Annotated in this window: 26 protein-coding genes; 15 read left to right on the forward strand and 11 right to left on the reverse strand. The window is 61.4% G+C overall.

Annotation, left to right across the window (positions count from 1 at the left end):
• The first annotated feature begins 77 nt into the window (after nt 1–77).
• The 3 genes from EFQ99_RS20075 to EFQ99_RS20085 all read left to right on the forward strand — a co-directional run bounded on the left by EFQ99_RS20075 (nt 78) and on the right by EFQ99_RS20085 (nt 1,759).
• Entirely contained in the window at nt 78–797 is a 720-nt protein-coding gene (locus tag EFQ99_RS20075) for a tellurite resistance TerB family protein (RefSeq protein ID WP_126922984.1), read from the forward strand.
• A 63-nt stretch (nt 798–860) separates the two neighbouring features.
• Nucleotides 861–1,556 carry a GNAT family N-acetyltransferase gene (locus EFQ99_RS20080; protein WP_126922985.1) on the forward strand — a complete coding sequence of 232 codons (696 nt, stop codon included), beginning with the start codon at nt 861–863 and terminating at the stop codon, nt 1,554–1,556.
• Nucleotides 1,553–1,759, forward strand: coding sequence for a hypothetical protein (locus EFQ99_RS20085; RefSeq protein WP_126922986.1), 207 nt, complete (start codon nt 1,553–1,555; stop codon nt 1,757–1,759). The genes EFQ99_RS20080 and EFQ99_RS20085 overlap by 4 nt, the downstream gene beginning before the upstream one ends.
• Before the next feature lie 44 nt (nt 1,760–1,803).
• Here EFQ99_RS20085 and EFQ99_RS20090 read toward each other — a convergent pair whose 3' ends face one another.
• The 3 genes from EFQ99_RS20090 to EFQ99_RS20100 all read right to left on the reverse strand — a co-directional run bounded on the left by EFQ99_RS20090 (nt 1,804) and on the right by EFQ99_RS20100 (nt 4,543).
• Nucleotides 1,804–2,880 (reverse strand): nickel/cobalt transporter, encoded by a 1,077-nt coding sequence (locus tag EFQ99_RS20090; protein WP_126922987.1) that lies wholly within the window; start codon nt 2,878–2,880, stop codon nt 1,804–1,806.
• A complete protein-coding gene (locus EFQ99_RS20095) occupies nt 2,874–3,515 on the reverse strand; it encodes a DUF1007 family protein (protein ID WP_126922988.1) in 642 nt (213 codons plus the stop codon). Before EFQ99_RS20095 ends, EFQ99_RS20090 begins: the two co-directional genes overlap by 7 nt.
• A 134-nt stretch (nt 3,516–3,649) precedes the next feature.
• On the reverse strand, nt 3,650–4,543 hold the full coding sequence (locus tag EFQ99_RS20100) for a LysR family transcriptional regulator (protein ID WP_126922989.1): 894 nt from the start codon (nt 4,541–4,543) through the stop codon (nt 3,650–3,652).
• A gap of 531 nt (nt 4,544–5,074) precedes the next feature.
• Between EFQ99_RS20100 and odc2 the strand changes: the two genes are divergently transcribed.
• Nucleotides 5,075–6,208, forward strand: a complete 1,134-nt coding sequence (odc2, locus tag EFQ99_RS20105) for an ornithine/lysine decarboxylase (protein ID WP_126922990.1) — start codon at nt 5,075–5,077, stop codon at nt 6,206–6,208.
• Between the two features lie 93 nt (nt 6,209–6,301).
• Nucleotides 6,302–6,892, forward strand: coding sequence for a GNAT family N-acetyltransferase (locus EFQ99_RS20110; RefSeq protein WP_126922991.1), 591 nt, complete (start codon nt 6,302–6,304; stop codon nt 6,890–6,892).
• Nucleotides 6,893–7,069: 177 nt separating this feature from the next.
• On the opposite strand, the gene cysE is transcribed toward EFQ99_RS20110, so the two are convergent.
• From cysE to EFQ99_RS20135, 5 genes are all read right to left on the reverse strand, one after another.
• Nucleotides 7,070–7,888, reverse strand: coding sequence for a serine O-acetyltransferase (cysE, locus tag EFQ99_RS20115; RefSeq protein WP_126922992.1), 819 nt, complete (start codon nt 7,886–7,888; stop codon nt 7,070–7,072).
• Between the two features lie 113 nt (nt 7,889–8,001).
• A complete protein-coding gene (locus EFQ99_RS20120) occupies nt 8,002–8,499 on the reverse strand; it encodes a GNAT family N-acetyltransferase (protein ID WP_126923210.1) in 498 nt (165 codons plus the stop codon).
• Between the two features lie 16 nt (nt 8,500–8,515).
• Entirely contained in the window at nt 8,516–9,505 is a 990-nt protein-coding gene (locus EFQ99_RS20125; RefSeq protein WP_126922993.1) for a WD40 repeat domain-containing protein, read from the reverse strand.
• Nucleotides 9,505–10,593 carry a CobW family GTP-binding protein gene (locus EFQ99_RS20130; protein WP_126922994.1) on the reverse strand — a complete coding sequence of 363 codons (1,089 nt, stop codon included), beginning with the start codon at nt 10,591–10,593 and terminating at the stop codon, nt 9,505–9,507. The genes EFQ99_RS20125 and EFQ99_RS20130 overlap by 1 nt, the downstream gene beginning before the upstream one ends.
• A 148-nt stretch (nt 10,594–10,741) precedes the next feature.
• Nucleotides 10,742–11,530 (reverse strand): creatininase family protein, encoded by a 789-nt coding sequence (locus EFQ99_RS20135; RefSeq protein WP_126922995.1) that lies wholly within the window; start codon nt 11,528–11,530, stop codon nt 10,742–10,744.
• Nucleotides 11,531–11,615: 85 nt separating this feature from the next.
• On the opposite strand from EFQ99_RS20135, the gene EFQ99_RS20140 reads away from it, so the two are divergent.
• From EFQ99_RS20140 to EFQ99_RS20170, 7 genes are all read left to right on the forward strand, one after another.
• Nucleotides 11,616–12,128, forward strand: coding sequence for a MarR family winged helix-turn-helix transcriptional regulator (locus EFQ99_RS20140; protein ID WP_126922996.1), 513 nt, complete (start codon nt 11,616–11,618; stop codon nt 12,126–12,128).
• 120 nt (nt 12,129–12,248) lie between these two features.
• A complete protein-coding gene (locus EFQ99_RS20145; RefSeq protein ID WP_064805004.1) occupies nt 12,249–13,271 on the forward strand; it encodes a LacI family DNA-binding transcriptional regulator in 1,023 nt (340 codons plus the stop codon).
• A 28-nt stretch (nt 13,272–13,299) separates the two neighbouring features.
• Nucleotides 13,300–14,256 carry a 2-hydroxyacid dehydrogenase gene (locus EFQ99_RS20150; protein WP_126922997.1) on the forward strand — a complete coding sequence of 319 codons (957 nt, stop codon included), beginning with the start codon at nt 13,300–13,302 and terminating at the stop codon, nt 14,254–14,256.
• Between the two features lie 202 nt (nt 14,257–14,458).
• Nucleotides 14,459–15,634 (forward strand): toxic anion resistance protein, encoded by a 1,176-nt coding sequence (locus EFQ99_RS20155; protein ID WP_126922998.1) that lies wholly within the window; start codon nt 14,459–14,461, stop codon nt 15,632–15,634.
• Nucleotides 15,635–15,657: 23 nt separating this feature from the next.
• Entirely contained in the window at nt 15,658–16,365 is a 708-nt protein-coding gene (locus EFQ99_RS20160) for a TerD family protein (protein WP_126922999.1), read from the forward strand.
• Between the two features lie 16 nt (nt 16,366–16,381).
• The gene (locus EFQ99_RS20165) at nt 16,382–17,416 is read left to right on the forward strand and encodes a hypothetical protein (protein ID WP_126923000.1); all 1,035 of its coding nucleotides are present in this window, start codon (nt 16,382–16,384) and stop codon (nt 17,414–17,416) included.
• 2 nt (nt 17,417–17,418) lie between these two features.
• Nucleotides 17,419–18,198: a VWA domain-containing protein gene (locus EFQ99_RS20170; protein ID WP_126923002.1), complete on the forward strand. Its 780-nt coding sequence runs from the start codon at nt 17,419–17,421 to the stop codon at nt 18,196–18,198.
• 37 nt (nt 18,199–18,235) lie between these two features.
• On the opposite strand, the gene EFQ99_RS20175 is transcribed toward EFQ99_RS20170, so the two are convergent.
• Entirely contained in the window at nt 18,236–19,015 is a 780-nt protein-coding gene (locus EFQ99_RS20175; RefSeq protein WP_126923004.1) for a gamma-glutamyl-gamma-aminobutyrate hydrolase family protein, read from the reverse strand.
• A 292-nt stretch (nt 19,016–19,307) separates the two neighbouring features.
• Here EFQ99_RS20175 and EFQ99_RS20180 point away from each other — a divergent pair, with 292 nt between their 5' ends.
• The gene (locus EFQ99_RS20180; protein ID WP_126923006.1) at nt 19,308–20,414 is read left to right on the forward strand and encodes a TRAP transporter substrate-binding protein; all 1,107 of its coding nucleotides are present in this window, start codon (nt 19,308–19,310) and stop codon (nt 20,412–20,414) included.
• An 81-nt stretch (nt 20,415–20,495) separates the two neighbouring features.
• Here the strand turns inward: EFQ99_RS20180 and EFQ99_RS20185 are convergent, their stop codons facing one another.
• Both EFQ99_RS20185 and EFQ99_RS20190 read right to left on the reverse strand, forming a co-directional pair.
• The gene (locus EFQ99_RS20185) at nt 20,496–21,986 is read right to left on the reverse strand and encodes a TRAP transporter large permease (RefSeq protein ID WP_126923007.1); all 1,491 of its coding nucleotides are present in this window, start codon (nt 21,984–21,986) and stop codon (nt 20,496–20,498) included.
• 21 nt (nt 21,987–22,007) lie between these two features.
• Entirely contained in the window at nt 22,008–22,547 is a 540-nt protein-coding gene (locus EFQ99_RS20190; protein WP_126923009.1) for a TRAP transporter small permease subunit, read from the reverse strand.
• A 329-nt stretch (nt 22,548–22,876) separates the two neighbouring features.
• Here EFQ99_RS20190 and EFQ99_RS20195 point away from each other — a divergent pair, with 329 nt between their 5' ends.
• Both EFQ99_RS20195 and EFQ99_RS20200 read left to right on the forward strand, forming a co-directional pair.
• Complete coding sequence (locus tag EFQ99_RS20195; protein ID WP_126923011.1) at nt 22,877–25,180, forward strand: putative bifunctional diguanylate cyclase/phosphodiesterase; 2,304 nt, start codon at nt 22,877–22,879, stop codon at nt 25,178–25,180.
• Nucleotides 25,181–25,323: 143 nt separating this feature from the next.
• Nucleotides 25,324–26,076 (forward strand): N-acyl amino acid synthase FeeM domain-containing protein, encoded by a 753-nt coding sequence (locus EFQ99_RS20200; RefSeq protein ID WP_126923012.1) that lies wholly within the window; start codon nt 25,324–25,326, stop codon nt 26,074–26,076.
• The last annotated feature ends 108 nt before the right edge of the window (nt 26,077–26,184 follow it).

A 26,184-nucleotide genomic window follows, 5' to 3' on the forward strand; every position in this document is an offset into this window, starting at 1 on the left:
ATCCCGCTCCTCTGTTTGTATTTCCCCCGTCGCAAACCTATGTTCTCCTCCAGCCTCAAACAGGGAGACGACGAGGAATGTTCGACGCAAAGAAGCTTCTCGACCAGTTCTTGGGTTCGCAGGTGCCGGGTCTCGGCGGTACGGTCCGCGATAAGGCGGGTGAGGCCGTGCAGACGGCCAGGAACAATCCGCTGGCGACTGGCGCAATCGCAGCCGTGCTCCTCGGCACCAAGACCGGCCGCGGTATTGCTGGCAACGCGCTGGCGATCGGCGGTCTTGCCGCCATCGCGGGCCTCGGTTACCAGGCCTACAAGAATTACCAGGCGGGCCAGGCGCCTGCAGCTCCCTCGGATGCGCCGTCGGCTAACAATCCGGTCCTCTTGCCGCCGCCTGCCGAATCCGGTTTCGGGCCGACGTCGCCTGCCGGCAGCAACGAATTCGTGCTGGTGCTGATCCGTGCGATGATTGCCGCAGCCAAGGCTGACGGCCATATCGACGATGCCGAGCGCGCCCTCATCATGGACAAGGTCAAGGCCGCCGATGTCAGCGGCGAGGCTGCGGCCTTCATCGAGCGGGAGCTTGCTTCGCCGACGGATATCGATGCGCTCGTCGCTGCGGCGACGACCGAAGAACAGCGAGTCGAACTCTACACCGCCTCACGGCTCACCATTGAGCCGGATTCGCGCGCCGAGCGCGGTTATCTCGATCTCCTCGCCGGCCGGCTCGGCCTTGCCGACCAATTGGTCGACCATATCGAGGTGACGGTCTCCTCCGCCAAGGTTACCTTGTCACAGTAACATCTAGGCCGGTTGCCTTTGTCGGGCGGCTGGCCTATCCACTCCTAGACAAGGGGAGTGAGCATGCGCGATCTTGCAAATTTCAAAGGCTGCCCGGCGCCGAAGCCGGTCACGCTGAAAGGCCGTTTCGTCACCGTCGAGCCTTATCGGCGCGAGGCGCATCTCGATGCGCTCTGGGACGGGCTCGGCGGCATGGGCATCAACCCGCTGCTTCTCTATTTCGCGCAGGACGATTTTTCCGGTATCGACGATTTCGCCAACTGGCTGGAAACCGTCTGCACCAAATCCGGCTGGCTCACCCATATCTTCCGCGACAATGCCACCGGTAAGATTGTCGGCATGGCGAACTATATGCGCGCCGACCCGGCAAACGGCGTCGTCGAGATCGGTGGGGTGGCGCACGGCCCCGATATGAAGCGTTCGCCGCTTTCCACCGAGGCGCATTACCTGATGGCCAAGCACGTGTTCGAAGATCTCGGATATCGCCGTTACGAATGGAAATGCGACAACAACAACGAGGCGAGCAAGACGACGGCTACGCGTTACGGCTTCAGCTTCGAAGGCGTCTTCCGCCAGCACATGATCTCCAAGCGCCGCAACCGCGATACCGCCTGGTTCTCGATGATCGACAGTGAATGGCCGCTGATCAATATGGCCTTCGAGGCCTGGCTTTCGCCCGGCAATTTCGATGCTGACGGCAACCAGATCCGTCGTCTGCAGGACATCCGAGCCGATCTCGAAAAGGAAAGGCTCGTATGAGCCCGGAAAGCCGCTCGCAGGCGACTGCCGCCGGCATCATCTTGCTCGGCGCCGCCCTGGTCATCTATTTCCTGCCGACCATCGTGCTGTGGATCGGCAATTTTTCGCCGGTGCTGGCAATCTTTGTCGGCGTCTGCCTCATCATGGCGTTTTTCGCGGTCTTCTGGCTGCGGGCGCGCTATCAGAGGAGCCGGGGGAAGTAGACCCACGGCATGCGCAATTCCGGACGCGTCTTTTGCTGGAATTGTTACCCCTGCAGCGAAGCACCGAGCAATAGGGCGCCCATCAGGATGACGAGAAGGGCGCCGAGGATTTCGATGGCATTGCCGATCCAGACCGAGGCGGTTGAACCGCGTCCGGAGAGACGGACGGCGGCGCCCTTGGCGGTGACGGCGAGCGTTGCCAGCAGGGAAACGGTGATCGCCGTGCCGAGCGACATGGCGGCGACCGAAAGCATGCCGCCGAGATAGAGCCCGTTCAGCAGCGAGAAGGTCATGACCAGCAACGCGCCGGAGCAGGGGCGAAGACCGACCGCCACGATGGCCGACCAGGCCTCGCGGGCGCTGAATCTATCGCCGCCGAGCAAGCTGGGATCGGGCACATGGGCATTGCCGCAGGTTTCGCAGGCCATGCCGGGAACGAAAGTATGGCCGGCTTCCACCGCCTGCGCCTTGCCGTTGAAGGCATAGGCCTGGCGTTCAGCCGCATTATCCTTCCAGTCGAGCATCATGCTGACCGGGCCAGCAGGCGTCGCCATCAGCCGGCGTCGCGGCATGTTGCCCACCATCGAGCGCAGTTTGCGGAACAAGAGCCAGCCGCCGAAGAGGATGACCATGACGAAGCTTGCGATCTCCATTGCGTGGGTCGCCGCCGTCAGCGTGATGCCGGTGCCGCGCAGCACCAGCCAGGCGCCGCCGACCAGCGCCACCGCGACGACGCCCTGGACGAAGGCCGAGATGAAGGAGATCACCACGCCGCGCTTCAACTCGATCTCGTTGGCGATCATGTAGGAGGAGATGACCGCCTTGCCGTGGCCAGGGCCGGCGGCGTGGAAGACGCCATAGGCGAAGGAGAGGCCGATCAGCGACGCCAGTTGCCACGGATCCTGACGCATCGCTTTCAAGGCGCCGGTCAACGCCCGGTAAAAGGCTTGCTGCTCATAATTCACATAGAGAAGAAGCGGGGCAAGCGGCCCGCCGGTCGGCTGGAAACTCGGCTCCGCCGTGCCGATGCCGAGCGGCGATTGCGCATGGACGAGACTTACCGCCGTCAGAAGCGTGAGGATCGCAGCGGAAAGGATGAGGGGCAGACGTTTCGTCAGCATGTAACCTCCAGCCGGGTGGCGAAGAGTTTGGACATGTTGGTGCCCGTGGGATCGTTGAAGAAGGCGTCCGTCAGCGACTGTTTGTTTTGCGAGATCACCTCGTCGGCATCAGGCCTTACCACCTGATGCTTGCAGGCCTTGAAGCCGTCGCCGACGATCGCCAGCTCGTTGTCTGTGGGAAAATCGATCGACGTATAGAGCGTCGGGTCATAGACGCCGAAGGTGAGCCTGCCCTTGAGCGGCATCTTCTCCACCGGCTTGACCGCAAAGAACATCAGGAGCTGGCCATCCTTGTAGTCGACATGGATGGTGTCCGGCTTCTGGACGGTGATGTTCTTCCCGTTGATCGTCAGGTTCATGTAGTAGTCGTAATCGGCAAGCGACTGCTTCACCGTTTTGCCGACTTCCGCGAGCTCGTTTGGCTCCAGCTTCAGGTCGGTATTCTTGTCGAAATCCATGACGACGGAGGAGGAGAAGACTTCGTCGAAGCGCCAGACATTGCGCAGCTCCTCGATGCTGCCATCCTTGCCGGCGACGACTTCGAGGCGGGCCTCCACGAAGATGTGAGGATGGGCAAAGGCGGCGGCCGGGACCAGCGAAAGAAGCGCGGCCATCAGTATCGTCGAATGTCTCATCTATCCCGCTGCCCTGTTCGCTGACCCTGACTTCTTGCCAGAAATTGGGACGGAATTGGGACCGGATTCCGTGCCGGATTCATCTGAGCGGCGGCTGGAGCGAGACCGGATGTCGCAGCGCCGCGCAGGCGGCGCTAAGGATGCTTCTTGAACCAGTTGTGCAGATAATCGACGAAGATCCTCACCTTGGCCGGCAGGTAGCGCCGGTGCGGATAGACGGCGTAGATGCCGCGGTCGGTCGGGATGTAGTCATTGAACAGCGTCACCAGTTCGCCGCTTTCGATCGGCTTGCGGGCGATGAAATCCGGGATGAGGGCGACGCCGATGCCGGCAAGCGCCGCTCGTAATGTCGCATGCGGGCTGTTGACTTCTATCGGTCCGGCAACGGCCACGGCGAAGGTGGTGTTGTCAGGGTTATAGAAGCGGATGCTCGCCTGGGTGCGCGCATTGGTATCGACGATGAAGGGGACGTTCGAAAGACCGGTCGGATGCTCAAGATCGGGATAGCGCTCGAGAAAGCCTGGGGTGGCGCAGAGATGAACGCGGAAATCGGAGATCTTGCGGGCGATCATGCCGGAATCCTCGAGCTTGGTGATGCGGATCGCCACATCGAAGCCTTCCTCGATCAGGTCGACGAATCGATCATCCGCAGCGATCTCAAGTGACAGGTCCGGGTTCTCCCTGGCGAAATCGATCAGCGACTGGCCAACATCGGCATCGACGAAGGTGCGAGGCACCGAAATGCGAAGGCGCCCTTTCAGCTGCGCATTATTCTCGCGCACGAGATCGGCGAGGTTGTCGATCTCCTTCAGAATGTCGGAAGCGGTGCGGTAGTAGGTGTGGCCGGCCTCGGTCATCGAGAACTGCCGGGTGGTGCGGTTGAGCAGCAGGGCGCCGAGCTCGTCCTCCAGCTCGCGCACATATTTGGAGAGCAACGCCTTGGAGCGGCCAGTGCGCCGCGCCGCGGCGGAAAAACCTTCGGCCTCGACGACATCGATGAAGGCACGTATGCGGGTCAAGGTATCCATTGATATCCCCAAAGGCTGTTTTGGAATATTGAACAAATCGGTCCGTTTTGTTCAATTATTTTTTTGACCTCAAGATCAAAAAAACGCTTGATTATGAAGGCGAATATTCTTATTTCCCACTCAGCCCAAAGTCGCACGTGCCCATGGGTGTCCGCCGAACCCTCGAATTGGTGAGGAAATCGGTAAGGTACCTGGAATTAACCCCTCCAGTCGCTATTCCGGCCAACCGGAAAATGCGAGGACGCCTGAAGCAACGACGGTGCGGGCCTTTTTGTTCTCTCCCTGCTTTCCATCAGCGGGGGTTACTGAAGAGGCACACCATCATTGCCGGAAGTGCGGTTGGGATTCTCCCTCCAATCCATGGCAGACAAAGCCGAACTTACACCGCGTCCGCGGCGTTGGTTCATTATCCGCGCATCGAGCGCTTGCTATGGTTCCGGGGTCTCCACCGGCTGGTTCCAATGCGAGTTCTCGTATGCCCTTTGTCCTCCGGTTGATACCGGAGCTCTGGAATTGGAAGAGGGAATCGATATGACCACCCAGCGCATCCGCGACTTTCTCGCAACCCGACGTCCCGACGGTCCCTGCCTCGTGGTTGACCTCGACGTCATCAGAGACAATTTCCACGCCTTCCGTCACGCCATGCCGGACAGCGCCATCTACTACGCCGTCAAGGCCAACCCGGCTCCCGAAGTGCTGAAGCTGCTCGCAGGCCTCGGCTCCAATTTCGATTGCGCATCCGTTGCCGAAATCGAAATGGCGCTCGAAGCCGGTGCGACCGCTGCCCGCGTCTCCTTCGGCAACACGATCAAGAAGGAGCGTGATATCGCTCGCGCTCATGCGCTCGGCGTCAGCCTCTTTGCGGTCGACAGCCACGAGGAAGTCGAGAAGATCTCGCGCGCCGCTCCCGGCGCCCGTGTTTTCTGCCGCGTGCTGACGGACGGCGAAGGTGCCGAATGGCCGCTGTCGCGCAAGTTCGGCTGCGTGCCGCAGATGGCCGTCGACGTTCTCGTCTACGCTCATCAGCTCGGCCTGCAGTCCTACGGCGTCTCGTTCCATGTCGGCTCGCAGATGACAAAGGTCGATGCCTGGGATTCGGCTCTTGCCGATGCCAAGCGCGTCTTCGTATCGCTTGCCAAGCAGGGCATCCACCTGCAGATGGTCAACATGGGCGGCGGCTTCCCGACCAAGTACCTGCGTGACGTTCCGTCCGCAGAAGCTTACGGCAAGTCGATCTACCAGGCGCTGCGCACGCATTTCGGCAACCAGATCCCGCAGACGATCATCGAGCCGGGCCGCGGCATGGTCGGCAATGCCGGCGTCATCAAGGCTGAAGTCGTGCTGATCTCGAAGAAGTCGGACAATGACGATGCGCGTTGGGTATTCCTCGACATCGGCAAGTTCGGCGGTCTCGCCGAGACGATGGACGAAGCCATCCGCTACCCGATCCGCACGGATCGCGACGGCGACGAGATGGAGCCCTGCGTCATCGCCGGCCCGACCTGCGATTCGGCCGACGTGCTCTACGAGAAGAACCTCTATCCGCTGCCGATCTCCCTTTCGATCGGCGACGAGGTCCTGATCGAAGGCACCGGCGCCTACACGACGACCTATTCGGCGGTCGCTTTCAACGGTTTCGAGCCGCTGAAGGCCTACGTCATCTAAGGTCGTTTCCGCCGGCCCCGTAACCAGCCGGGGCGGCAAATTCACAATTTCCTTCATCGCCGCTGATAACGGTATTGGGTACGGGAGGCCAAGATGGCCGCTGTTCTTGATTCTGTCCGCGCATTCTTTGCGCCCACCACCTTCACCATCGACGCCGAAAATCCTTCGGATGTCGTTGCCCGCGAAAACCTGCTCGATCGTGTCATGGGCCCGGATCGCCGCAAGAAATCGTCGGAGAAGATCCGTCGCAACCGTGTTCCGGCCGAGGGCCTTGCGCTCGTTGCGCGGGACCGCGACGGCCATGTCATCGGCTCGGTGCGGCTCTGGAACATCGAGGCCGGCGTCAACGACGAAGGCACGCCGATCAATGCGCTGTTGCTCGGTCCGCTTGCGGTTTCTCCTCATCACGGCGGCAAGGGCATCGGCTCGGCGCTGATGCGCGCGGCGATCCTCGAAGCGAAACATCGCGGGCATGGTGCCGTCCTGCTCGTCGGCGATGCGGCCTATTACGAGCGCTTCGGTTTCTTTGCCGAAAAGGCTCGCCATCTTGTCATGCCAGGCCCGTTCGAACGCTCGCGCTTTCTTGCGCTCGAGCTCACGGAAGGCTGGCTTGACGGCGCGGCCGGCATGATCGTTCCCTCGGGGCGCATGCTGGCCAGCGCGCCGGTTCGCCGCGCAGCCTGAGGCTGCGCGACCGCCGGCCGGGGTTAGATTCTTTCCCCGGCTGGCAATGTCCGCGCCGCTTGACCCTGGAGGCAGGCGGGCCTTCTGTGGTTGCGGCGCGGATTGTTTTTTCAGGTGAGGGTGGAGGCGACCGGTTCGTCCGCAGACACGAAAGACCCAAGCCCCTCCTGCTACGACCTAGATATTCTGGTCCATCGTCTCTGCGGGGATTTCGTCGGCGCGATGGATGCGCACGACGGCTGCCGGCACGCCGGCCACCGTGCAATGCGGGGGAACGGCCTTTAGCACGACGCTGCCGGCGGCGATTTTGCTGAAGGCGCCGATTTCGATATTGCCGAGAATCTTGGCGCCCGCGCCGATCATCACGCCATGGCGGATCTTCGGGTGCCGGTCGCCGGTCTCCTTGCCGGTGCCGCCGAGCGTGACGTTCTGCAGGATCGATACTTCGTCCTCGATCACCGCGGTCTCGCCGATGACGATGCCCGAGCCATGGTCGAGCATGATGGACGCGCCGATCCTTGCTGCCGGATGGATATCCGGCCCGAAGACCAGCGAAGCGAGGTTTGAGAGCCAGCTTGCGATCTCCGGCCGGCCGGCATTCCAGAGCGCATGGGCGATGCGGTGCGTTTGCAGCGCATGAAAGCCCTTCAGATTGAGGAGGGCGTGCAGAAATGTCGTGCAGGCCGGATCGCGCTCGCGCACCGCAAAGAGATCGGCCTCGACCTTTCGCATGATATCGTCGCTCAACGCCGACAGGATGAGATCGAACAGACCATCTGTTTCCACCTGCGCTGCGCAGAGCCTTGAGGCCAGCACGCGGGCGATAATTTCATTGTTGCCGGCAGTGTCGGTGACTTCAGTGGCAAGCAGCCGCTGCAATATCGGCTCGCGCGCGGCAAGCTCCGCCGCCTCGGCGCGGATCACCGCCCAAACGGACGTGTTGCCAAGGGGCTGCGGTGGTTGCTCGGCCGAACCGAGGCCGGTCGATTTCGGCATTTCCGTTTCCTCTGTCAGCCGCGGCGCAAGATGTTTCCTGCACGCAGTTCATGTTTCGCCCGTGCAAGGAATTTGGCAAGCCCGATAACTATGCCTGGGCACGATCCCATATTCTAAGCGCCGGACGGTTGCAGACCGAGTGCCGGCTCCGGAAGCCGGCGCCAATGATAGAGCACGTCAGGCTCTTTTTCCTCGTTGTCGAGGCCGTCGGTCTCCTCCTCGGCGGTAAAACCGTGCCGCTCGTAGAAAGCGCGTGCGCCGATATTGCGCTGGAATGTCCAGAGCCGGATCTCGTCCATTTCGTCCTTGGCGGAATCGAGAAGGAGGGAGCCGATGCCCATGCCCTGGAAATCGGGGAGAACGTAAAGCTGCTCTATCCAGTCATCGCCGTAGGCGATAACGCCGACGAGCCGGATTCCGATGGCGGCGCCAAGGATCGTGCAGTTCGGCAGCAGATGCATGCGCCAGTACTGCTCTTCTTCCTCGGGCGTATGCAGATCCGCCAGCCAAGGCAAGCGCTGCCACAGCGCCACGCGCCTGATCCCCGCCGCCGCCTGCATGTGATCGGCGCCAAGGATAACGATTTCAGGTTCCGTCAGAGCTTCGTCCATTTCAGGCAATGCGGCCTCAAGCCGAGATGTCGATGACACCGCAATCGCCCGCTTCAGAGGCGAAGGCGAGCAGCTTGCCGTTCCCGCTCCAGCTCATCGCCGTGATCGCGCCCTTGCCGGGGCGGCGCAGCAGCGCTTCCTTGCTGTCGGTGATGCGCACGGCCAGAATCATGCCGTCGATGAAGCCGATCGCGAGAATGTCCTCCAGCGGATGAAACTTCACCGAGGTCGCCATGATATTGGCGCGGGTGCCGAGCTCCAGCGGCGCCTTGCCCATCGGCCCGTCCTTGCCCTGGAAGGGCCAGACGATGGCAGCCGGGGCGCCGGAAGAGGCAAGCCATTTGCCCTTGACCGACCAGGAAAGAGATTTCACCTTGGCGGGATAGCCGGTCATGCGCATGTGGCGGGCTTCAGCGCCGGGCTTTATGTCTAGCTTCCAGCCATGGAGCGCGTTTTCCTGCATCGAGGTGACGAGGAAATTACCGTCAGGCGAGAAGGTGACGCCGGTATGCGCGCCCTTCCATTCGAGATCGACCGGTTTGGTGGTCATGCCGACCCAATGCAGCGAAACGCCGTTATAGCGCGCGGCGGCAATGCGCAGGCCCTTCGGCGCGAAGGCAAGGCCTTCGACGGTGCGCTCTTCGGGGAATTCCTTGGTGGTGCCGTCGGCAAGGCGCACGAGCGAACTCTTGCCGTAGGAATAGGCAATGGCGCCCTGCGGGCCGGCCGCGACCTGCGAGATCCACTTGCGCGGGGCGGTCGCGAGTTCGCTGACGCTGCCGTCGGCGGCAATGCGCAGGACCTTGCCGTCCTCGCCGCCTGATATCAGGCTTTCGCTATAGGGATCGCGGATCGCGGTGAGCATGCCCTGGTGGGCTTCTGAAACCCTCTCGCCGCCGTCCAGCCGGTGAAACGTGCCGGCTGCGCTTGCGAAGAAGGGAACATCACCTAAAAATTCGACGGCCAGAACGTGGCCGTCGAGATCAAGCGGTGCAACTGTCGGCATCAGGCGGCTGCCTCGCAGGCCTTGAAGGAGGCTTCGAGTTTCTCGCGGTCGAGATCGCGGCCGATGAAGACGAGACGGCTTTCGTGCTTCTCGCCATCCTTCCATGGCCGCTGGTGATCGCCTTCGATAATCATGTGCACACCCTGGACGACGTAACGTTCGGGATCGTCCTTGAAGGCGATGATGCCCTTGAGGCGCAGAATGTTCGGCCCCTGCGTCTGGGTGATCTTCTGGATCCAGGGGAAGAAGCGTTCGGCATTCATCTCGCCGCCGCGCAGTGACACCGACTGCACCGTCACGTCGTGGATCGCCGACATTGCACCATGGTGATGATGGTCATGGCCGTGGTGATCGTGATCATGGTCGTGGTCATGATGGTGATGATCGTGATCGCAATCCGGGCCGCAGACATGGTCTTCATGGCCTTGCTCCAGGAAATGCGGATCGTTCTCAAGGGCGCGTTCCAGATTAAAAGCGCCCTGGTCTAGTACGCGGGCAAGGTCGACGCCGGAGCGGCTGGTCTTGTAGACGCGGGCGGCCGGGTTGATGGCGCGGACGATGTCGTCGATCACATCAAGCTCTTCCGGGGTCACGAGGTCGCTCTTGTTGATGACGACGACGTCGGCGAAAGCGATCTGGTCTTCGGCCTCGCGGCTGTCCTTCAGGCGCAGCGGCAGGTGCTTGGCGTCGACGAGGGCAATGACGGCGTCGAGCTCGGTCTTGGCGCGCACGTCGTCGTCCATGAAGAAGGTCTGGGCGACCGGCACCGGATCGGCAAGGCCCGTCGTCTCGACGATGATGCCGTCGAAGCGGCCCGGACGGCGCATCAGGCCTTCGACGACACGGATCAAGTCGCCGCGCACCGTGCAACAGACGCAGCCATTGTTCATCTCGTAGATTTCCTCGTCGGACTCAACGATCAGGTCGTTGTCGATGCCGATTTCGCCGAACTCATTGACGATGACCGCATATTTCTTGCCGTGGTTTTCGGAAAGGATGCGGTTGAGCAGCGTCGTCTTGCCGGCGCCGAGATAACCGGTGAGCACGGTGACGGGAATGGGCTTCTGGGTGGAAATCGCGTCGGTCATGAGAACCTCTAGGATTAAGCATGCGGCCGAGGGGCTTGGGGTCGGCCGCTTGAACAGTTGGTCTCATATAATGGCTTGGGCGTGGCAGTTCAAAGGGTTTTATAATGTTATAAGATCACATCAGCGGCCCGGCGCCGATAGGCTGTCATCACCTTAACTGCGTGAGGTCGAATACATCGACATCCTCCAGCAATTCCACCAATCCCTTCACCGCATGCGCAATCAGCGCCTCGCCCTTTTCAGCCGTCGCAACTGCCGCATTGCCGGCCACACCTTGCGAATTGAGATCCGACATCTTCCAGCCGAAGGCGTGCGGCCCGTAGGCGCGTAGGTGTTTGAAACGAGCGGCGAAGTCCGTCTGCCGCGAGGAAAAGTCCGCTGCCTTCGCCATATCCACCCTGTCGGGATGAAGCGCCAGCATCACCGAAGTCTCGATATCGCCGCCATGGATGCCGATTGCCTTTTCCTCCGGCGTCACCACTCCATCGGGCAGGCCGAAGCGGGTCCAGCTGGTCGCCACCGCCAGCATGCCAAAACGAACCCTCGCCTCGGTCGCGACGATTGATGTGATCGGCGAATTGCCGCCATGGGCGTTCAGCATCACGAATTTGCGGATTTCCTGCTTCGCCAGCCCTTCGGCGATGCTGAGCCAACGGTTTACCGCCTCGTCGAAGGCGAGCGTCTTCGTTCCTTCAACATCCATATGCTCTATGGAATAGCCGACCGATTCGGCGGGCAGGAAGATGACCGGCAGGCCGGCGGGCAGGGCGATCTTCAATCGTCCGACGATGCCTTCGGCAATCAGGGTGTCGGTTTCGAAGGGCAGGTGAGGGCCGTGCTGCTCATGAGCGCCGAGCGGCAGAACGGCGATCGTGCGACGTCCTCCAGGGGCAAAAGCCGGATCGCTGTCTTCGAAGCGGGGCGAAGGCGTCATCATCCGGTGGTTGCCTCTTGTTTATGACGAGATCCTGGGCAATGTCATATCGCAGTGGCGCCGGGGCTTAAAGATCAAAGGGATGGCTATGGGAAAGAAGCACAAGGACGGCAAAAAGAACAAGTCCAAGAAGAAGGACCAGACCGAGTATACGCTCATCGATCTTTCTCCGGCGCTGACCCAGGCGGCTCGTTCCATGCGCACCGTGCTCTCGCGCAACCTGCTCGAAAGCGGGCTCTATGCTGGCCAGGACGGCGTCATCCTCTCGCTTGCCGAGAGCGACGGCATGACGGCCGGCGGCCTTGCCCAGAAGCTCGGCGTCAAGGCGCCGACGATGACGCGCACCATCGGCCGCATGGAGGCGCAGGGTTTCCTCGAGCGCAAGCCCGATGCCGAGGATGCGCGCCTCACCAAGGTCTATCTGACCGAACTCGGCCGCGGCAGCGTGCAGGCGATCGAAATGGCGGCTTCCGCCTGCGACAGGCTGGCGACGCTGGAATTCTCCGAAAAGGAAATACGCAATCTCGTCCGCCTGCTGAAGGCGATCGACGGCAATCTGCAGGCGGAAGCCCTTCATATCGAAGAACCGGACGACGAGTGAAATTTCCCCCGAAAGACGAATTGCTTCCGGCGGTTAAATCTTTTAATTAAACATTTTAAGGGGCCGCGCCGGTTTTTCGGCGGGGTCTTGCTGTTTTGCGTGCTGCCTGGAGGAGGACACGTGGCCCAGAAGATCAAGCTTTCGACGATCGCCGAAACGCTCGGCATTTCAACGGCGACCGTGTCGCTTGCCTTACGCGACAGTCCGCTCGTCGCCGGCAATACGCGGGAGAAGATCAAGGAACAGGCGCGCGCGCTCGGCTATATCTACAATCGCCGCGCCGCCAGCCTTCGCACCTCGCGCTCCGGCATCATCGGCGTCGTCGTCCACGACATCATGAACCCCTTCTACGGGGAGATCCTGAAGGCGATCGAAAGTGAGCTCGATCGCAGCCGCCACACCTTCATTCTTTCCAACCATTACGACAATGTCGAAAAGCAGCGCACTTTCATCGAGACGCTGCTGCAGCTCGGTGGCGACGGCGTCATCATGTCGCCGGCGATCGGCACGCCGCCGGAGGACGTGCAGCTGGCCGAAGAAAACGGCATGCCGGCGATCCTCGTCGCCCGTTCCATGGAAGGGCAGGACCTGCCGACCTATCGCGGTGACGACAGCTACGGCATTTCGCTCGCCACCAACCACCTGATCGGCCTCGGCCATCGCTCGATCGCCATGATCGGCGGCACCGACCAGACGTCCACCGGCCGCGACCGCTACCAGGGCTATGTCAACGCGTTGCGCAAGGCCGGCATCGAGGTCGATCCGAACCTGCGCATTCCCGGCCCGCGCTCGAAGCAGGGCGGTTTCGAGGCCGCCGTGCATTTCCTCTCGCTGCCGCAAAAGCCGACGGCGGCCGTCTGCTGGAACGATCTCGTCGCGATCGGCCTGATGAACGGCATTGCACGCGCCGGCCTGGTGCCGGGACGCGATATTTCCGTCACCGGCTATGACGATCTCGAGGAGGCTTCGATCGCCACCCCGGCGCTGACGACCGTGTGGAACGGCCAGACCGAGGTCGGGCGCCTGGCCGCCCGGGCGCTGCTCGATCGCCTTGCCGGCAGCCACGAGCCGGATGGCATGCATCTCATCAAGCCGGAAATGCGCATTCGCCAGTCCACCAGTCCCCATCGGCCGCGCGCCTGAACCAGACTGCCACCCAAGAGGAAAAGCCATGTCCCGCATCGCCATTCTCGTTCCCGGGAAGATACACGACCGTGTTCTCGAAAGGCTGAAGGATCGTTTTGAGATCATCACAGTCGCGCGCGAGGAAAGGCTCGCGCTGGATGGCGAAACTGCCGGCCGCATCCGCGGCGTCGCCGTCTCCGGCGCCTTCACCGGCGCCTGGATGGACCAGCTGCCTGATGTCGAGGTGATCGCCAGTTTCGGCGTCGGCTACGACGGCATGGATGTGAAGCGTGCCGCCGAAAAGGGCATCGTCGTCACCAATACGCCCGATGTTCTGAACGACGAGGTCGCCGACACGGCGATCGGCCTGCTCTTGAACACGATCCGCGAGCTGCCGCGGGCCGAGGCCTGGCTGCGTGCCGGCAACTGGAAGCCGGGCACTGCCTATCCGCTGTCGCGCTTCTCGCTCAAGGGTCGCCATGTCGGGCTCTACGGCCTTGGCCGCATCGGGCTCGAAATCGCCAAGCGGCTGGAGCCGTTCAAGGTGAAGATCAGCTATCACACGCGTTCGCGCCATGCTGACGCGCCTTATGATTATCACCCGACGCTGAAGGGGCTGGCGGAAGCGGTGGATACGCTGATCGCCATTGTTCCGAAGACATCGCAGACGCACAGGACGATCGATGCCGATATTCTTGCCGCTCTCGGGCCGGACGGCATTCTCGTCAATGTCGGCCGCGGCTGGACGGTGGACGAGGAGGCGTTAAGTGCAGCCCTTGCGTCCGGCGCACTCGGTGCCGCCGGCCTCGATGTCTTCTACGACGAACCGACCGTGCCGGCCGGCCTGCTCGCCCCTCAGAATGCCGTGCTGTTGCCGCACGTCGCTTCGGCATCCGTGCCCACGCGCAATGCCATGGCCGATCTCGTCGTCGACAATCTCATTGCGTGGTTCGAAAAAGGGGCGGCGCTGACACCGGTACCGGAGACGCCGCAAAAGGCCTAGGTGCATCGCACAGAAGTTGAATCATCGGACGCTCCTCCGATCTTCGATGGGCGGCTCTGTCAATCGACTGTTATTCCTGGGCGATATATTGCCGGGTGCGATACCTTCGGTTACATTCCCGTCGATTTTTACAACCGTGTTCGCAACCCCTCCGTGCGGCTGAGGCCGTTTCCATGGGGCAGCCAAAAAGGGGACTGGCGGCATGTCCGAGCCGAGCGCATCAAATACGACGACCCTCGAGACCAACCAGGGTCTGATGCCGGCGCTTTCGACCGGCAGCCTGCCCGCCGTCGTGACGGTCATTCTTCCCCCGGAAAAAGCCGGGGAGGTCACCGATCTGGCGGAGCGGTACAGGCTGGCAACGGTAGAGCCGCATAGTTTGATCACCTTCGGCCAGGAAGCCATCGGCGGCTTCGGCGCCAAGCTTGATGCCATCCTTTCGCAGATCACCAATGCGCAGTCGCCGGTGCTGTTTGAATTGTTCCGGACGATTCGGGACGGCATCAATGATGCCGATCTCAAAGGGCTCGAAGCCAACATCCGCGAGAAGCTGAAGGGTGGTTTCCTCGAGCGTCTGCTGATGGCTGTCGGTCTTGGCGACCCGGCAAAGCGCCTCAAGACGGTGACGGACGAGGTTCGCGGCATGCTGCAGAGCAAGGCCAAGTCCCTCGGCGATCTCGTCAAGCCGATGGAGGCTCAGATCGAGGAGGAGAGCGGCAAGCTCATTCTCGAAGTATCGCGCATGAGCACGCTGGCGCAGGGATACCGCGATACGATCGTTTCTCTCGGCGTCTTCGTCGAGGCCGGCCGACGCATCCTTGCCGATGCCACCCGCGAGCTCGACCGGCTGACGGGGGAGGCGGCGTCCGGCGATCCGCTCAAGGTGCAGGAAGCCCGCGATTTCTCGCAAAAGCTCGACATCTTCCAGAACCGGGTCCTCGTTCTCGAGACCGCCTATGCCAAGGCGCCGGCCGATCTCGATTCGATCGGCATTGCCAGGGGTGCGGCGCTCGCGACCCTTGCGGATACGGTCACCTCGGCCAATGCCGAGTTCAACGACATCAAATCGATCCTGATCCGGCTTCACGCGCTTTTCCAGATGCAGTCGATCCAGCAGATGAACGCCATGCGGCGTGAACTGCGCGCGTCGCTCCAGCAATATGGATCGCAGGTGCTTGAGGATGTCTCGGTCAATTCGGTCAAGGCCTCCGGCGAGACCCGGCTTGCCGATGCCGAACTGGTGCTCGGCACCGCGCAGCGGCTGCGGGCGATCGCCGACAAGGTGGTGGCCGAAGGCGAACGGAACAAGGAACGTTATGCCGCCGCCCGCGCCAAGCTCGAACAAGCGCGGCAAATCGTGACCGATCGCCCGATCTGAAGATTGCAGGAGAAAGACAGCGCATGGCAACGTTCAAGCTCAACAAAGGTCAGTCATTTCAGATCCAGAAGGAGATCCAGCTCGTCCATTCAGGACTTGTCTGGGATCCGCCCGAGGGCTCGGGGCCGGCCTTCGATCTCGATGTGCATTGTTTTGCGCTTGTCCATCCCGGCGGCGATTCGAACCGGGCGCGGCTCTATAATGATGGCTCGCATGCGCTCTGCTATGCTTTCGTGCGCAGCTCCGGCAATCCGGAAGGCTCGCTTACCAAGAATGCCGACGGTTCCTTTCAGACCGATGACGGCTCGATGTGGCACGAACGCGACGACCGGACCGGCCGCGGCGGGGTGATCAAAAGGTCGGAACCCGACGAGGACGACGATGACGACCATCACGGTGGCGGTCATCATGACGAAGGGTTTCGCGAGGAGTTCAAGATCGTGCTGGCAAAGCTGCCCGCGGAGGTTTCGGAGCTCGCCGTCTGGGCAACGATCCATGATGCGGAGCGCAAGAAACAGGACTTCGGCAAGGTCAAGAACGCCTATATCGAGGTTTGTGATGCGATGGACGACGAGCTTTGCCGCTATCAGCTGACGGCGGAGTTTGCCGGCAAGACGACGATACAGGTGGCCTCCTTCCTGAAACAGCCGGATGGATCCTGGAGATTCCACGCCGTTGGCGCGGGTTCGAACGCCGGGCTTGGCGACGTCATTCAGGCCTATTTCGGCTGAACGGGAGCCTCATTCGATGAGCGGCAAGGTAGACGGACCGCCGGGAGAGGAGCCGGGGCGAGTGCCCAAGGTGCTTTTTCCGGAGAGCGCATCGCCTGCCCGTGCCGATCCTTCCCGACAGGCGGGCGAACCGAAAGTGCTGTTCGGTTCGCCGCGCCCACCGACCCCCAAAGGCGACAAGCCGCGGGTTCTTGCCGCAGGGGAAATTCGCCAGCGCATTCCCTGCGGCATTGAGGCACTTCTGAAGATCGACGCCAGCGCCGATATGCCGGTTACGGCGGCGGCGCTGCGCATCATCGACGGGACCAATCTCGACGACCATTATTTCGACGATGTCGTGCGCTTCGGCGCCCGCCTCCAGACCGAGCACGGCAAGCTTGCCGAAAGAGAACTCGCCCTTGTCGACAGCGAGGCGTTGGCAAGCGGAAGACGTCTTGGCGCCGAGTTGCTCCAGCGCCTTGGTGATCTCGATCCCGACCGCGTGTTCGCCGTTCGCGGCGGTGTCCTGAAGGCGATCAAGGCGCTGGCGGCGCCGCGCGATGCCGACGATCTCTTTTTTCGGCTTTATCCCGAGGTGCAGACCTTAGCGAAAGAGCTCGATGCGCTGGCGCCCGACATCGTCGCGGTCGCCAAGCGGCTTCGTGCGATCGGTAAGGCCTATGCGGCGCTCGACCGTGATCTTAGTGCTCATATCCTGGCGGGACGTTTCCTGGTCGATTATGTCGGCGGCGTTCAGCTTCCCGATCGCGAGCGGCGGGCGCATTACGCCTCGCAGGCCGAAGCGATCGAGACGAGGGTCGCCAGCCTCTCGGCCACGAAGGCGACGATCGAAATGAGCATGCGCACCGTTGCCGGGATCGCACGGCACGTCGATGCGCTGGGGCACGCCGCGGACGGGCTGCTGCATGAAGAGCTGCCGGCCTGGCATGCGGCCTATTCGGCGGCGCTGACAGCGGCCCGGACCGCGCAACCGCCAGCGCAGGCAAGCGCTACATCACTGCTTCGCGACATACACACGCGCATTCTTGCAAAACTCAGACCGGAGGGATGACCATGACGACATTCAAGCTGCACAAGCCCGAGGAAGAAGTTCGCCGCGTCGGCTTCGTTCTTCAGAAACAGGGGATTCACGAGCGCATTCCCGCGCAGGTCGGGCTCAACATCGACGTCTCTGGCTCGATGACCGAGCTTTTCAAATCGGGTGCGGTCCAGGCGGCGCTTGAGCGTATTCTTCCCGTCGCTCTTTATTTCGACGATGACGGGCGTATCGACACCTGGGTGTTTTCCAATCAGGATCGGATGGCATCGATCGCACCCGCGACAGCAAAGAACTATGAGGGTTATGTCGAGCGCGAGATCATCGATAACCCCGCGCTGCAAACAGTGCTCTGGGGCGGCACCGATTACGGCCCGGTGATCCGGTCGAACCTGATGACTTACGGCTTGATGGAGGAAAATGCGGCCGGTGGCTTGCTCGGCATGATCTTTGGCATGCGGCGTGACCGATTCGGCGAGGAGACACGTTCCGGCGTTCCCGCGATCAACTATTTCCTCACAGACGGCGAGAATGCAGACCGGGATGCCGCCTGGGCCTTGCTGGAGCAGGCTGAACATGCCGAATCCCAAATCTATTACGTTATGGTCGGCATTGGCGAAGAGCGCTTCGACTTCCTGCGCACAGCGGCCGAGGAATTTCCCAACGTCGGTTTCGTCAGCGTTAGGGATCTCGGAGAATTCGTCGGTAGCGACGACGCCTATCAGAAACTGCTGCCGGCCGAACTCTGCGCATGGCTCAAGCACGAGCATGACGATGAGGACGACGATCACCACTGACGGCGGGCGGTCCTGACGGTTCGCAAGGCACCTGCCGTCAGGCGATCGCCTGCGCGGGGATGGCTTGCAGCTTGCCGGCGGCATGGTTGCGCACGGCGTCGCCGAAGGCGGCAAACAGCTTGTTCGAGGGTTTGTCGGTTTCGGCCCAATATTCCGGATGCCATTGCACGCCGACGGCAAAGGCTTTGGCGTCGATGACGGAGACCGCCTCCACCGTGCCGTCCTCGGCGATGGCTTCCACCTGCAAGCGCGGCGCGGTTTTGGCGATCGCTTGGCGATGCAGGGAATTCACGCTGACTTCGCCCGGGCCGAGGATACCTGCGATGCAGGAGCCTTCCTTGACGTGGACGGTCTGGCGGATGGCATACATGCCGTCGCGGTCAACACCTTCCGGCCGGCGATGGTCCCAGATCCCGGGCTGGTCCTGGATCTCGGTTGCGAGTGTGCCACCGAGAGCGACGTTCAGTTCCTGGATGCCGCGGCAGATGGCGAGCATCGGGATGGCGCGCTCGATGGCGCGGCGAATGAGCGGCAGGCTGGTGGCGTCGCGGGCGGGGTCGAAAGGTCCGTCCCTTTCAGTCGCCTCGGCGCCGTAGAGCGAGGGATGCACGTTGCTGGCCGAGCCGGAAACCAAGAGGCCGTCGACGCGGTCGAGGATCGCGTCGGTATCGTAGCCTCGCTCGAATGCGGGGATGATGAAGGCCATGACGCCGGCCGCATTCAGTGCGGCATTGAGATATTGATGCTGCACGGCGTGCCAGGTCGCGCCGTCGAAACTGCGGATATCGGCAGGAATGGCAACGATCGGTTTCGTCATGTTTGCCCCAGTGAAATCTTTCTGCTTGTCGTTTTGCCGCCAGAACGCACGCCAAGTCAACGGTTGGCTGTGTCCGATGGCCAAATTGCGGCGGAGGCGGCGCTGCGGCCACCAGGATTGCCGCTAAGCTGCTGATTTTGATAGGTGCGCTCTTATTGTCTTATTGTCGTCTTGATGCCAAAGGCTAATAGACTAAAGCTTGAATCGCGGCCTTCGCCATGCTTAGCTCTGCCCTCGCTGCGGGTAGGGGTGAAGATCGGCCGCGCAGTGCCATCTATACGGGAGGTTTTTGATGGATCGTCGTTCGTTTTTCAAGAAGGCGGGGACCGCCGGCGCCGGAGCGGTTGCCGCAACGGCATTGGCAGCGCCTGCGATCGCGCAGGAGAATCCGAAGATCGCATGGCGCATGACGTCGTCGTTTCCGAAAAGCCTGGACACGATCTATGGCGGCGCCGAGGATATCGCCAAGCATGTCGCCGCCGCGACGGACGGCAATTTCACGATCCAGCCATTCGCGGCCGGTGAGATCGTGCCCGGCCTGCAGGCCGTCGACGCGGTGGCCGCCGGCACGGTCGAGGCAGCGCATACCACCTCCTATTATTTCGTCGGCAAGGACCCCACCTATGCCATCGGCACGGCCATTCCGTTCGGGCTGAACAGCCGCCTGACCAATGCCTGGTTTTTCGAGGGCAACGGCAACAAGCTGATGAATGAATTCTATGCCACACAGGGCATGTATGCGCTGCCGGCCGGCAATACCGGTGCGCAGATGGGCGGCTGGTTCCGCAAGGAAATCAACACGCTCGATGACCTCAAGGGCGTGAAGATGCGCATCGCCGGCCTTGCCGGCCGCGTCATGGAGAAGGTCGGCGTCATCCCGCAGCAGATCGCCGGCGGCGACATCTATCCGGCGCTGGAAAAGGGCACGATCGATGCGGCGGAATTCGTCGGTCCCTACGACGATCTGAAGCTCGGCTTCCACAAGGTGGCGAAGTACTACTATTATCCGGGCTGGTGGGAAGGTGGCCCGACGGTGCACGCCTTCTTCAATCTCGAAAAGTGGAGCAACCTGCCGAAGCATTATCAGGCGGCGCTCACCGACGCCTGCGCCTTCGCCAATACTAACATGCTGGCGAAATACGACACGAAAAACCCGACGGCGCTGAAACAGCTTGTCGCAGAAGGCGCGACGTTGCGCCCGTTCAGCCAGGAGATTATGGAAGCCTGCTTCCAGGCGGCGACCGGCATCTACAGCGAAATCTCCGGCACGAACCAGTATTTCAAGAAGATCTATGACGACCAGACCGCCTTCAAGCGGGATGCCTATCTCTGGATGCAGCTGTCGGAATACACTTTCGATACGTTCATGATGATCCAGCAGCGGGCCGGGAAGCTTTAAGCTTTTCGCCGGCGGCATCAGCATCTAGACGAGCGTGATATCAAAACCCCGGATTTGTGTCCGGGGTTTTGCTTTTTCGTCCTATTTGGCAGGCGCCGGCGGTGCTCCGGGCAGGCCGTTCAATGGCGGCAGAGTGAGACCCGGGATCTGCGGCGAGCCGTTGCCGCCGCCGAGAGGCGGCAGGCCGAGCTGATTGCCGAAGCCAGGCACTTCGATCTTGATGGAGTTCGGGTCAACCTTCGGACCGCGATCCAGCCAGTAGGTCACCGATTGCGGCCAGAAGATCACGATTGCCACCAGGATGAGCTGCATGCCGACCCAGGGCAGCGCGCCCATATAGATATCCGAGGTCTTGACGTCCTTGCTGGCGATCGAGCGCAGGTAGAAGAGCGCGAAGCCGAAGGGCGGGTGCATGAAGCTCGTCTGCATGTTGACGCAGATCAGCACGCCGAACCAGATCAAGTCGATGCCGAGACTGGAGGCGACGGGGGCGAGCATCGGGATGACGATGAAGGCGATCTCGAAAAAATCGAGGAAGAAGGCGAGCACGAAGATGAAGATGTTGACGAAAATCAGGAAGCCGACCGGGCCGCCTGGTATGCCCGACAACATGTGCTCGATCCAGCGCGAGCCATCCATGCCCTGGAAAACCAGGCTGAAACAGGTGGAGCCGATCAGGATCATCACCACCATCGATGTGATATGCGTGGTCGATGACATTGCCTCGCGGATCAGCGGCCAGGTCAGGCGGCGATTCATGGCGGCGAGCAGCATGGCGCCGACGACGCCGAGGGCGCCTGCTTCCGTCGGTGTCGCAAGACCCATGAAGATCGTGCCGAGCACGAGGAAGATGAGCACGATCGAGGGCACCATGCCCATCAACACCTTGACGAGCAGCGCCCAGTTGAAGTCGCCGCGCACTTCTTTCGGCAGCGGCGGCATCGACTTCGGCCGGATGATCGACATGACCAGGATGAAGAGCACGAAGATCGTCACCTGCAGGATCGAAGGGCCGATCGCGCCGAGATACATGTCGCCGACCGACCGGCCGAGCTGATCGGCGAGAACGACGAGCACGAGCGAGGGCGGGATGACCTGGGTGATCGTGCCCGAGGCGGCGATCACGCCGGTGGCAAGGCGCGGACTGTAGCCGTAGCGCAGCATGATCGGCAGCGAGATCACCCCCATGGTGATGACCGAGGCCGCCACCGTGCCGGTGATTGCGCCGAGCACGGCGCCGACGAGGATAACGGCATAGGCAAGGCCGCCGGGTACGGCGCCGAAGAGCTTGCCGGTGCCTTCAAGCAGATCTTCGGCCAGCCCGCAGCGCTCCAGTATCGCCCCCATGAAAGTGAAGAAGGGGATGGCAAGCAGGAGGTCGTTGGAAACGATGCCGAAGAAGCGCAGCGGCAAGGCTTGCAGAAAGACCTCACCGAAATGGCCCGTGGCGATGCCGATAATGCCGAAGAACAGGCCGACAGCGGCCAGCGAAAAGGCGACCGGAAAGCCGTAGAGCATGAAGATGACCATGCCCAGGAACATCGCCGGCGGAATGATGCCGAAATCAAACAAATCCGTTCCTCTCGGTCCGCTTTACTGCAGCGGCTTTTCGTATGTCGTATCGATCTGGATGGTGCCGGTCAGCGCTGCTATCCGTTTGATCAGCTCGGAAACGCCCTGAAGGGAAAGCAGCGCGAAGCCGGCGACGAGGATCAGCTTGACGGGCCAGCGGATCAGTCCGCCGGCATTGCCGGATATTTCCCCCTGCTGGTAGGAGATCGCGAAGAAGGGCCAGCACAGCCAGGTGAGGTAGATACATGCGGGAAGGAGGAAGGCGAGGAGGCCGATAATGTCGATCCAGATCTTGGCCTTATCGGAAACCGCGCCGTAGATCAGATCGACGCGGACATGCTCGTTGTTGCGCAGCGCATGTGAGGCGCCGAGCATGACGACGAAGGCGAAGAGATACCATTGGATCTCCAGCCAGCCGTTCGAACTATAGTTGAAGGCATAGCGGACGATGGCGTTCCCGGCGCTGATCAGGCAGCAAAACAGCACCATATATTCGGAAAGTTTGCCCATGAAGCGGCTGATCGCGTCGATCAGCCGGCTTGCGGCCAGAAGTGCCGACATTCGCCTCCCCTTGCTCTTGTTCCGCCGTTTTCCGGCGGCTTTCCCTCTTTGGAATCGATGTAGACCACGGCCCTTGAAATTGGAAGGATAAATGCCTGGCGTTGGAGTATAGTCTTAGACCCAGCGGGGCAGACTGCGCGATTGCCGAATATTTGGACAACCCAGGCGTGGATAAATTATTTCAATAATCTCGCGAGCAGGCTGCATTATCTCGTGAAAGATGTGGTGTTCACGCTCTGGTTTTAGAAAATTTGACCAAATGTTTGATTCCATTGAAATCAATTTTTAAAAGGTTGGGCTTAGAATTCCCGCGCACAGGGAAAGTGTGGATGAAGCCAGATAACCCGAACAGGGTCCCTTTAGATGTGTATCTGTCGTTTGTGAGTTCCCTGTCCGGGAATCGCATGACGCTGCTTGTTGGCGTGATCGTGCATGTTGCGACGTGCCTTGCAGTGGCTGCCAAGACGCAGTACTCCATCTACATCCTGCTGTCGGCCGCCTTCCTTCTGGTCTTCGGCGCTCGCATGGTCATCTTCCGACGGTTCGATCGCGTCGACAAGGATAGCCTGTCGCGCGCCGACATCGAGCGTTGGGAGCGGATTCTCGTCGCCAGCGGAGCCTGCACCACCGCGCTCCTCGGCATCGCCAGCGGTTACGCCATCTTCGTCGTGCATGATTCCTTTGCTGAGCTTGCCTGCATTTCCGTCACCATGGCGACCATGGTTTCCGTCGTCGGCCGCAACTACGGCTCGCGCTTCGCAGTCGACCTCCAGACGTTCTTCTGCTGCCTGCCGATGATCATCTGCAGCCTGCTGGCAATGGATTTCTATCGCGGCGTGTTGTCGATTTTCCTTATCCCGTTCTGGCTGACGACGCGAGCCATGGCGAATGGCGTGCGCGAGTTTCTCTATGAAAACGTCATCGCGCGCCGGGAGATCACCATCATCGCCGATCGGTTCGATACGGCGCTCAACAACATGCCGCACGGCCTCGTCATGGTCGACGTCGAAAATCGCATTCAGGTCGTCAATCGCAAAGCCTGCGAGTTGCTGAAGATCGGTGCGCCCGAGCGGCTGAAGGACCGAGACCTTGGCGCCGTGCTGCGCTACGGCGCGCGCCACAGCTTCATGGACGCCTCGCAGCCGGAACTCATCCTGCGCCAGCTGACCCAGGTGGCCGAAGGCAACCTGTCGCGAACGCTCATTCATTTTCCCGAGAGCCTGTCGCTCGAATTCTCTGCCAGCCGCAGGGCCGACGGCGGCGCCGTGCTGATTTTCGAGGACGTGTCGAGCCGCGTGAAGGCGGAGCAGAAGATCCTGCACATGGTGCGCTTCGACGCGCTGACCGGCCTGCCCAACCGGGAATATTTCGGCCAGCTGGTGCAGGAGTATCTCGCCAAACATCCGAGGAAGTCGGGTCCGCTCGGCTTCATGGTGCTCGATATCGACGAGTTCAAGCATGTCAACGACATGCGCGGCCATGTCACCGGCGACCATCTGCTCTGTGCGATCGCCGCCCGCATCAAGGAAGCCTCCGGCAACGCTATCCTCGGCCGCCTGATGGGAGACCAGTTCATCCTGTTCTTCCCGCATGCGAAGCAGCCGACCTCGCTCGACCTCGAGATCCGTCGCGTGCATGCGGCAATCCAGGGCAATTACGAGGTCGATGAGTTTACGTTCCTCGTTTCGCTCAGCGCCGGCTATGCAATCCTCGAAAGCGACGCCTTTGCGATGGACGAATGGAGCGTCAAGGCGGATCTTGCGCTGTTCGAAAGCAAGTCGCGCTTCAAGGGCGGCATATCAGGCTTCGAGCGCGAGATGGACGGCCGCTATATCGAGCAGCAGAAGCTGAAGGCGGACCTCCGCGATGCGGTTTCGGCGCAAGCGCTGCATCTGGTCTTCCAGCCGATGTTCCGGGCTGACGGCTCGCGGATCGAATGCGCCGAAGCCTTGGCGCGCTGGGTGCATCCGGAGAAGGGCTCGATCCCTCCCGATGTCTTCATCCGGCTCGCCGAGGATATGGGCATCATCTCCGACATCACCCGCTTCGTGCTGTTCAAGGCCTGCAGCGAATGCATGACCTGGCCGGAGCATATCGCCGTCTCGGTCAACCTTTCGGCGCGGGACCTGCGCGATGCCGATATCCTGTCTGTGGTTGCCGATGCGCTTGCCCATTCCGGCCTCGATGCGGCGCGGCTGCATCTCGAAGTCACGGAAAGCTGCCTGATCGACGAGCCGGCGGCCGTGCGCGCGATCCTGGCGGAGCTCAGAGCCCGCGGCATCACCATCGCCATCGACGACTTCGGTACCGGCTTCTCCAGCCTGAGCTATCTCGACACCCTGCCGCTCGATATCGTCAAGATCGACCGCTCCTTCGTGCGCAACATCGTCGAGGATACCCGCCGCCTCAAGCTCTTGCGCGGTACGGTCCATCTCGCTCGGGAACTCGGCCTGAAGATCGTCATCGAGGGCGTCGAGACCGAGGAACAGCTGGCGCTGCTCAACAAACACCGCAGCACCGATCTCGTACAGGGCTACGTCTTCTCGCAGCCGGTGCCTTCGCAGAACATCGCGCTGCTGCAACAGGGCATCGGCCGCCGCACGGTCCAGCGCCGTCGCAACAAGGTCGCCTGAGCACCTGCAAGTAACGGGTTACCCGGCCGAAAATCTTGCCCGCCATTAACCTTAACAATTTAAAACCAACGCAAATTCTCAGATTTTCTTGCCTAAGTGCCGCTGGCGTATGATTAATGATCCGTTAACGAGCGGATCAGAGAATGTCAGACATACTTTTTACGCGTGGCGATTTTAGCAGGAAAATCCTCGAAATTTTGGATCATGTCGAATATCGCCGTGTTGAAAGCGGCGAAGACATGGAGGAGGTGGAGCGCCTGCGCTACAAGGCCTACAAGGCCCACGGCGCGCTGTCGCTTGCCCCGGAAGGCCTGTTGGACGAGGTCGATTTCGACAGCCATGCCTATATCTTCGGTCTGTACTATTACGGTGAACTGGTCAGTACGATCCGAATTCATTATGTCACGCCGGAGCACCGTATCAGCCGGTCCGGGGAGGCCTTTCCCGAGGCGATGGATGAGCTCTTGGATGCCGGACTGACCTTGATCGACCCGGCGCGGTTCGCCGCCGATCCGGAACTCACCGCCAACCTGCCATGGGTTCCCTATCTGACGCTGAGACCCGCCATCGTTGCGGCAGCGTATTTCCGGGCTGACCGCGTTATTCAGTCTGTCCGGCCCCCGCATGCTGCCTTCTACAAGCGGGTCTTCTATGCCGATACCATCGTGCCCGGCCGACTGGCAGAGAGTTACGGGGTTGACGTGACGCTGATGGCGACGAATGTGGTCGAGGTCGGGCGCAAGCTGTTGACGCGCTATCCCTTCTTCATCTCCAGCGCCAGCGAGCAGCGCATGATGTTTTCGCGCAATCCCAACGATACGCTGCCGCCGCTCACCATCATTCCGACGGCGCGCTTCGTGCCGCAGGGCGAGCTCGGCACCGACCTGCCGCTCTGATTTCTTCTTCTCCCCGCCCATAAGAGAAGGTGGTTGCGAAGCGCGGCTGCGGCATTCTCATGCATTGCGCTTTCGCCTGTCATTGTGTAATCCCTGCAGCCAGGGACT

This window comes from Rhizobium vallis (genome assembly GCF_003985155.1).
GTDB lineage: Bacteria > Pseudomonadota > Alphaproteobacteria > Rhizobiales > Rhizobiaceae > Rhizobium > Rhizobium vallis.

What these genes read in the sequence shown, in the direction of transcription:
- EFQ99_RS20095 (WP_126922988.1), bottom strand. Translation starts at nt 3,515, where the DNA reads ATGAGACATTCGACGATACTGATGGCCGCGCTTCTTTCGCTGGTCCCG.
- EFQ99_RS20120 (WP_126923210.1), bottom strand. Translation starts at nt 8,499, where the DNA reads ATGGACGAAGCTCTGACGGAACCTGAAATCGTTATCCTTGGCGCCGAT.
- EFQ99_RS20165 (WP_126923000.1), top strand. Translation starts at nt 16,382, where the DNA reads ATGAGCGGCAAGGTAGACGGACCGCCGGGAGAGGAGCCGGGGCGAGTG.
- EFQ99_RS20155 (WP_126922998.1), top strand. Translation starts at nt 14,459, where the DNA reads ATGTCCGAGCCGAGCGCATCAAATACGACGACCCTCGAGACCAACCAG.
- EFQ99_RS20180 (WP_126923006.1), top strand. Translation starts at nt 19,308, where the DNA reads ATGGATCGTCGTTCGTTTTTCAAGAAGGCGGGGACCGCCGGCGCCGGA.
- EFQ99_RS20150 (WP_126922997.1), top strand. Translation starts at nt 13,300, where the DNA reads ATGTCCCGCATCGCCATTCTCGTTCCCGGGAAGATACACGACCGTGTT.
- EFQ99_RS20130 (WP_126922994.1), bottom strand. Translation starts at nt 10,593, where the DNA reads ATGACCGACGCGATTTCCACCCAGAAGCCCATTCCCGTCACCGTGCTC.
- EFQ99_RS20135 (WP_126922995.1), bottom strand. Translation starts at nt 11,530, where the DNA reads ATGATGACGCCTTCGCCCCGCTTCGAAGACAGCGATCCGGCTTTTGCC.
- EFQ99_RS20190 (WP_126923009.1), bottom strand. Translation starts at nt 22,547, where the DNA reads ATGTCGGCACTTCTGGCCGCAAGCCGGCTGATCGACGCGATCAGCCGC.
- odc2 (WP_126922990.1), top strand. Translation starts at nt 5,075, where the DNA reads ATGACCACCCAGCGCATCCGCGACTTTCTCGCAACCCGACGTCCCGAC.
- EFQ99_RS20075 (WP_126922984.1), top strand. Translation starts at nt 78, where the DNA reads ATGTTCGACGCAAAGAAGCTTCTCGACCAGTTCTTGGGTTCGCAGGTG.
- EFQ99_RS20090 (WP_126922987.1), bottom strand. Translation starts at nt 2,880, where the DNA reads ATGCTGACGAAACGTCTGCCCCTCATCCTTTCCGCTGCGATCCTCACG.
- cysE (WP_126922992.1), bottom strand. Translation starts at nt 7,888, where the DNA reads ATGCCGAAATCGACCGGCCTCGGTTCGGCCGAGCAACCACCGCAGCCC.
- EFQ99_RS20080 (WP_126922985.1), top strand. Translation starts at nt 861, where the DNA reads ATGCGCGATCTTGCAAATTTCAAAGGCTGCCCGGCGCCGAAGCCGGTC.
- EFQ99_RS20125 (WP_126922993.1), bottom strand. Translation starts at nt 9,505, where the DNA reads ATGCCGACAGTTGCACCGCTTGATCTCGACGGCCACGTTCTGGCCGTC.
- EFQ99_RS20100 (WP_126922989.1), bottom strand. Translation starts at nt 4,543, where the DNA reads ATGGATACCTTGACCCGCATACGTGCCTTCATCGATGTCGTCGAGGCC.
- EFQ99_RS20110 (WP_126922991.1), top strand. Translation starts at nt 6,302, where the DNA reads ATGGCCGCTGTTCTTGATTCTGTCCGCGCATTCTTTGCGCCCACCACC.
- EFQ99_RS20200 (WP_126923012.1), top strand. Translation starts at nt 25,324, where the DNA reads ATGTCAGACATACTTTTTACGCGTGGCGATTTTAGCAGGAAAATCCTC.
- EFQ99_RS20160 (WP_126922999.1), top strand. Translation starts at nt 15,658, where the DNA reads ATGGCAACGTTCAAGCTCAACAAAGGTCAGTCATTTCAGATCCAGAAG.
- EFQ99_RS20085 (WP_126922986.1), top strand. Translation starts at nt 1,553, where the DNA reads ATGAGCCCGGAAAGCCGCTCGCAGGCGACTGCCGCCGGCATCATCTTG.
- EFQ99_RS20195 (WP_126923011.1), top strand. Translation starts at nt 22,877, where the DNA reads ATGAAGCCAGATAACCCGAACAGGGTCCCTTTAGATGTGTATCTGTCG.
- EFQ99_RS20175 (WP_126923004.1), bottom strand. Translation starts at nt 19,015, where the DNA reads ATGACGAAACCGATCGTTGCCATTCCTGCCGATATCCGCAGTTTCGAC.
- EFQ99_RS20140 (WP_126922996.1), top strand. Translation starts at nt 11,616, where the DNA reads ATGGGAAAGAAGCACAAGGACGGCAAAAAGAACAAGTCCAAGAAGAAG.
- EFQ99_RS20170 (WP_126923002.1), top strand. Translation starts at nt 17,419, where the DNA reads ATGACGACATTCAAGCTGCACAAGCCCGAGGAAGAAGTTCGCCGCGTC.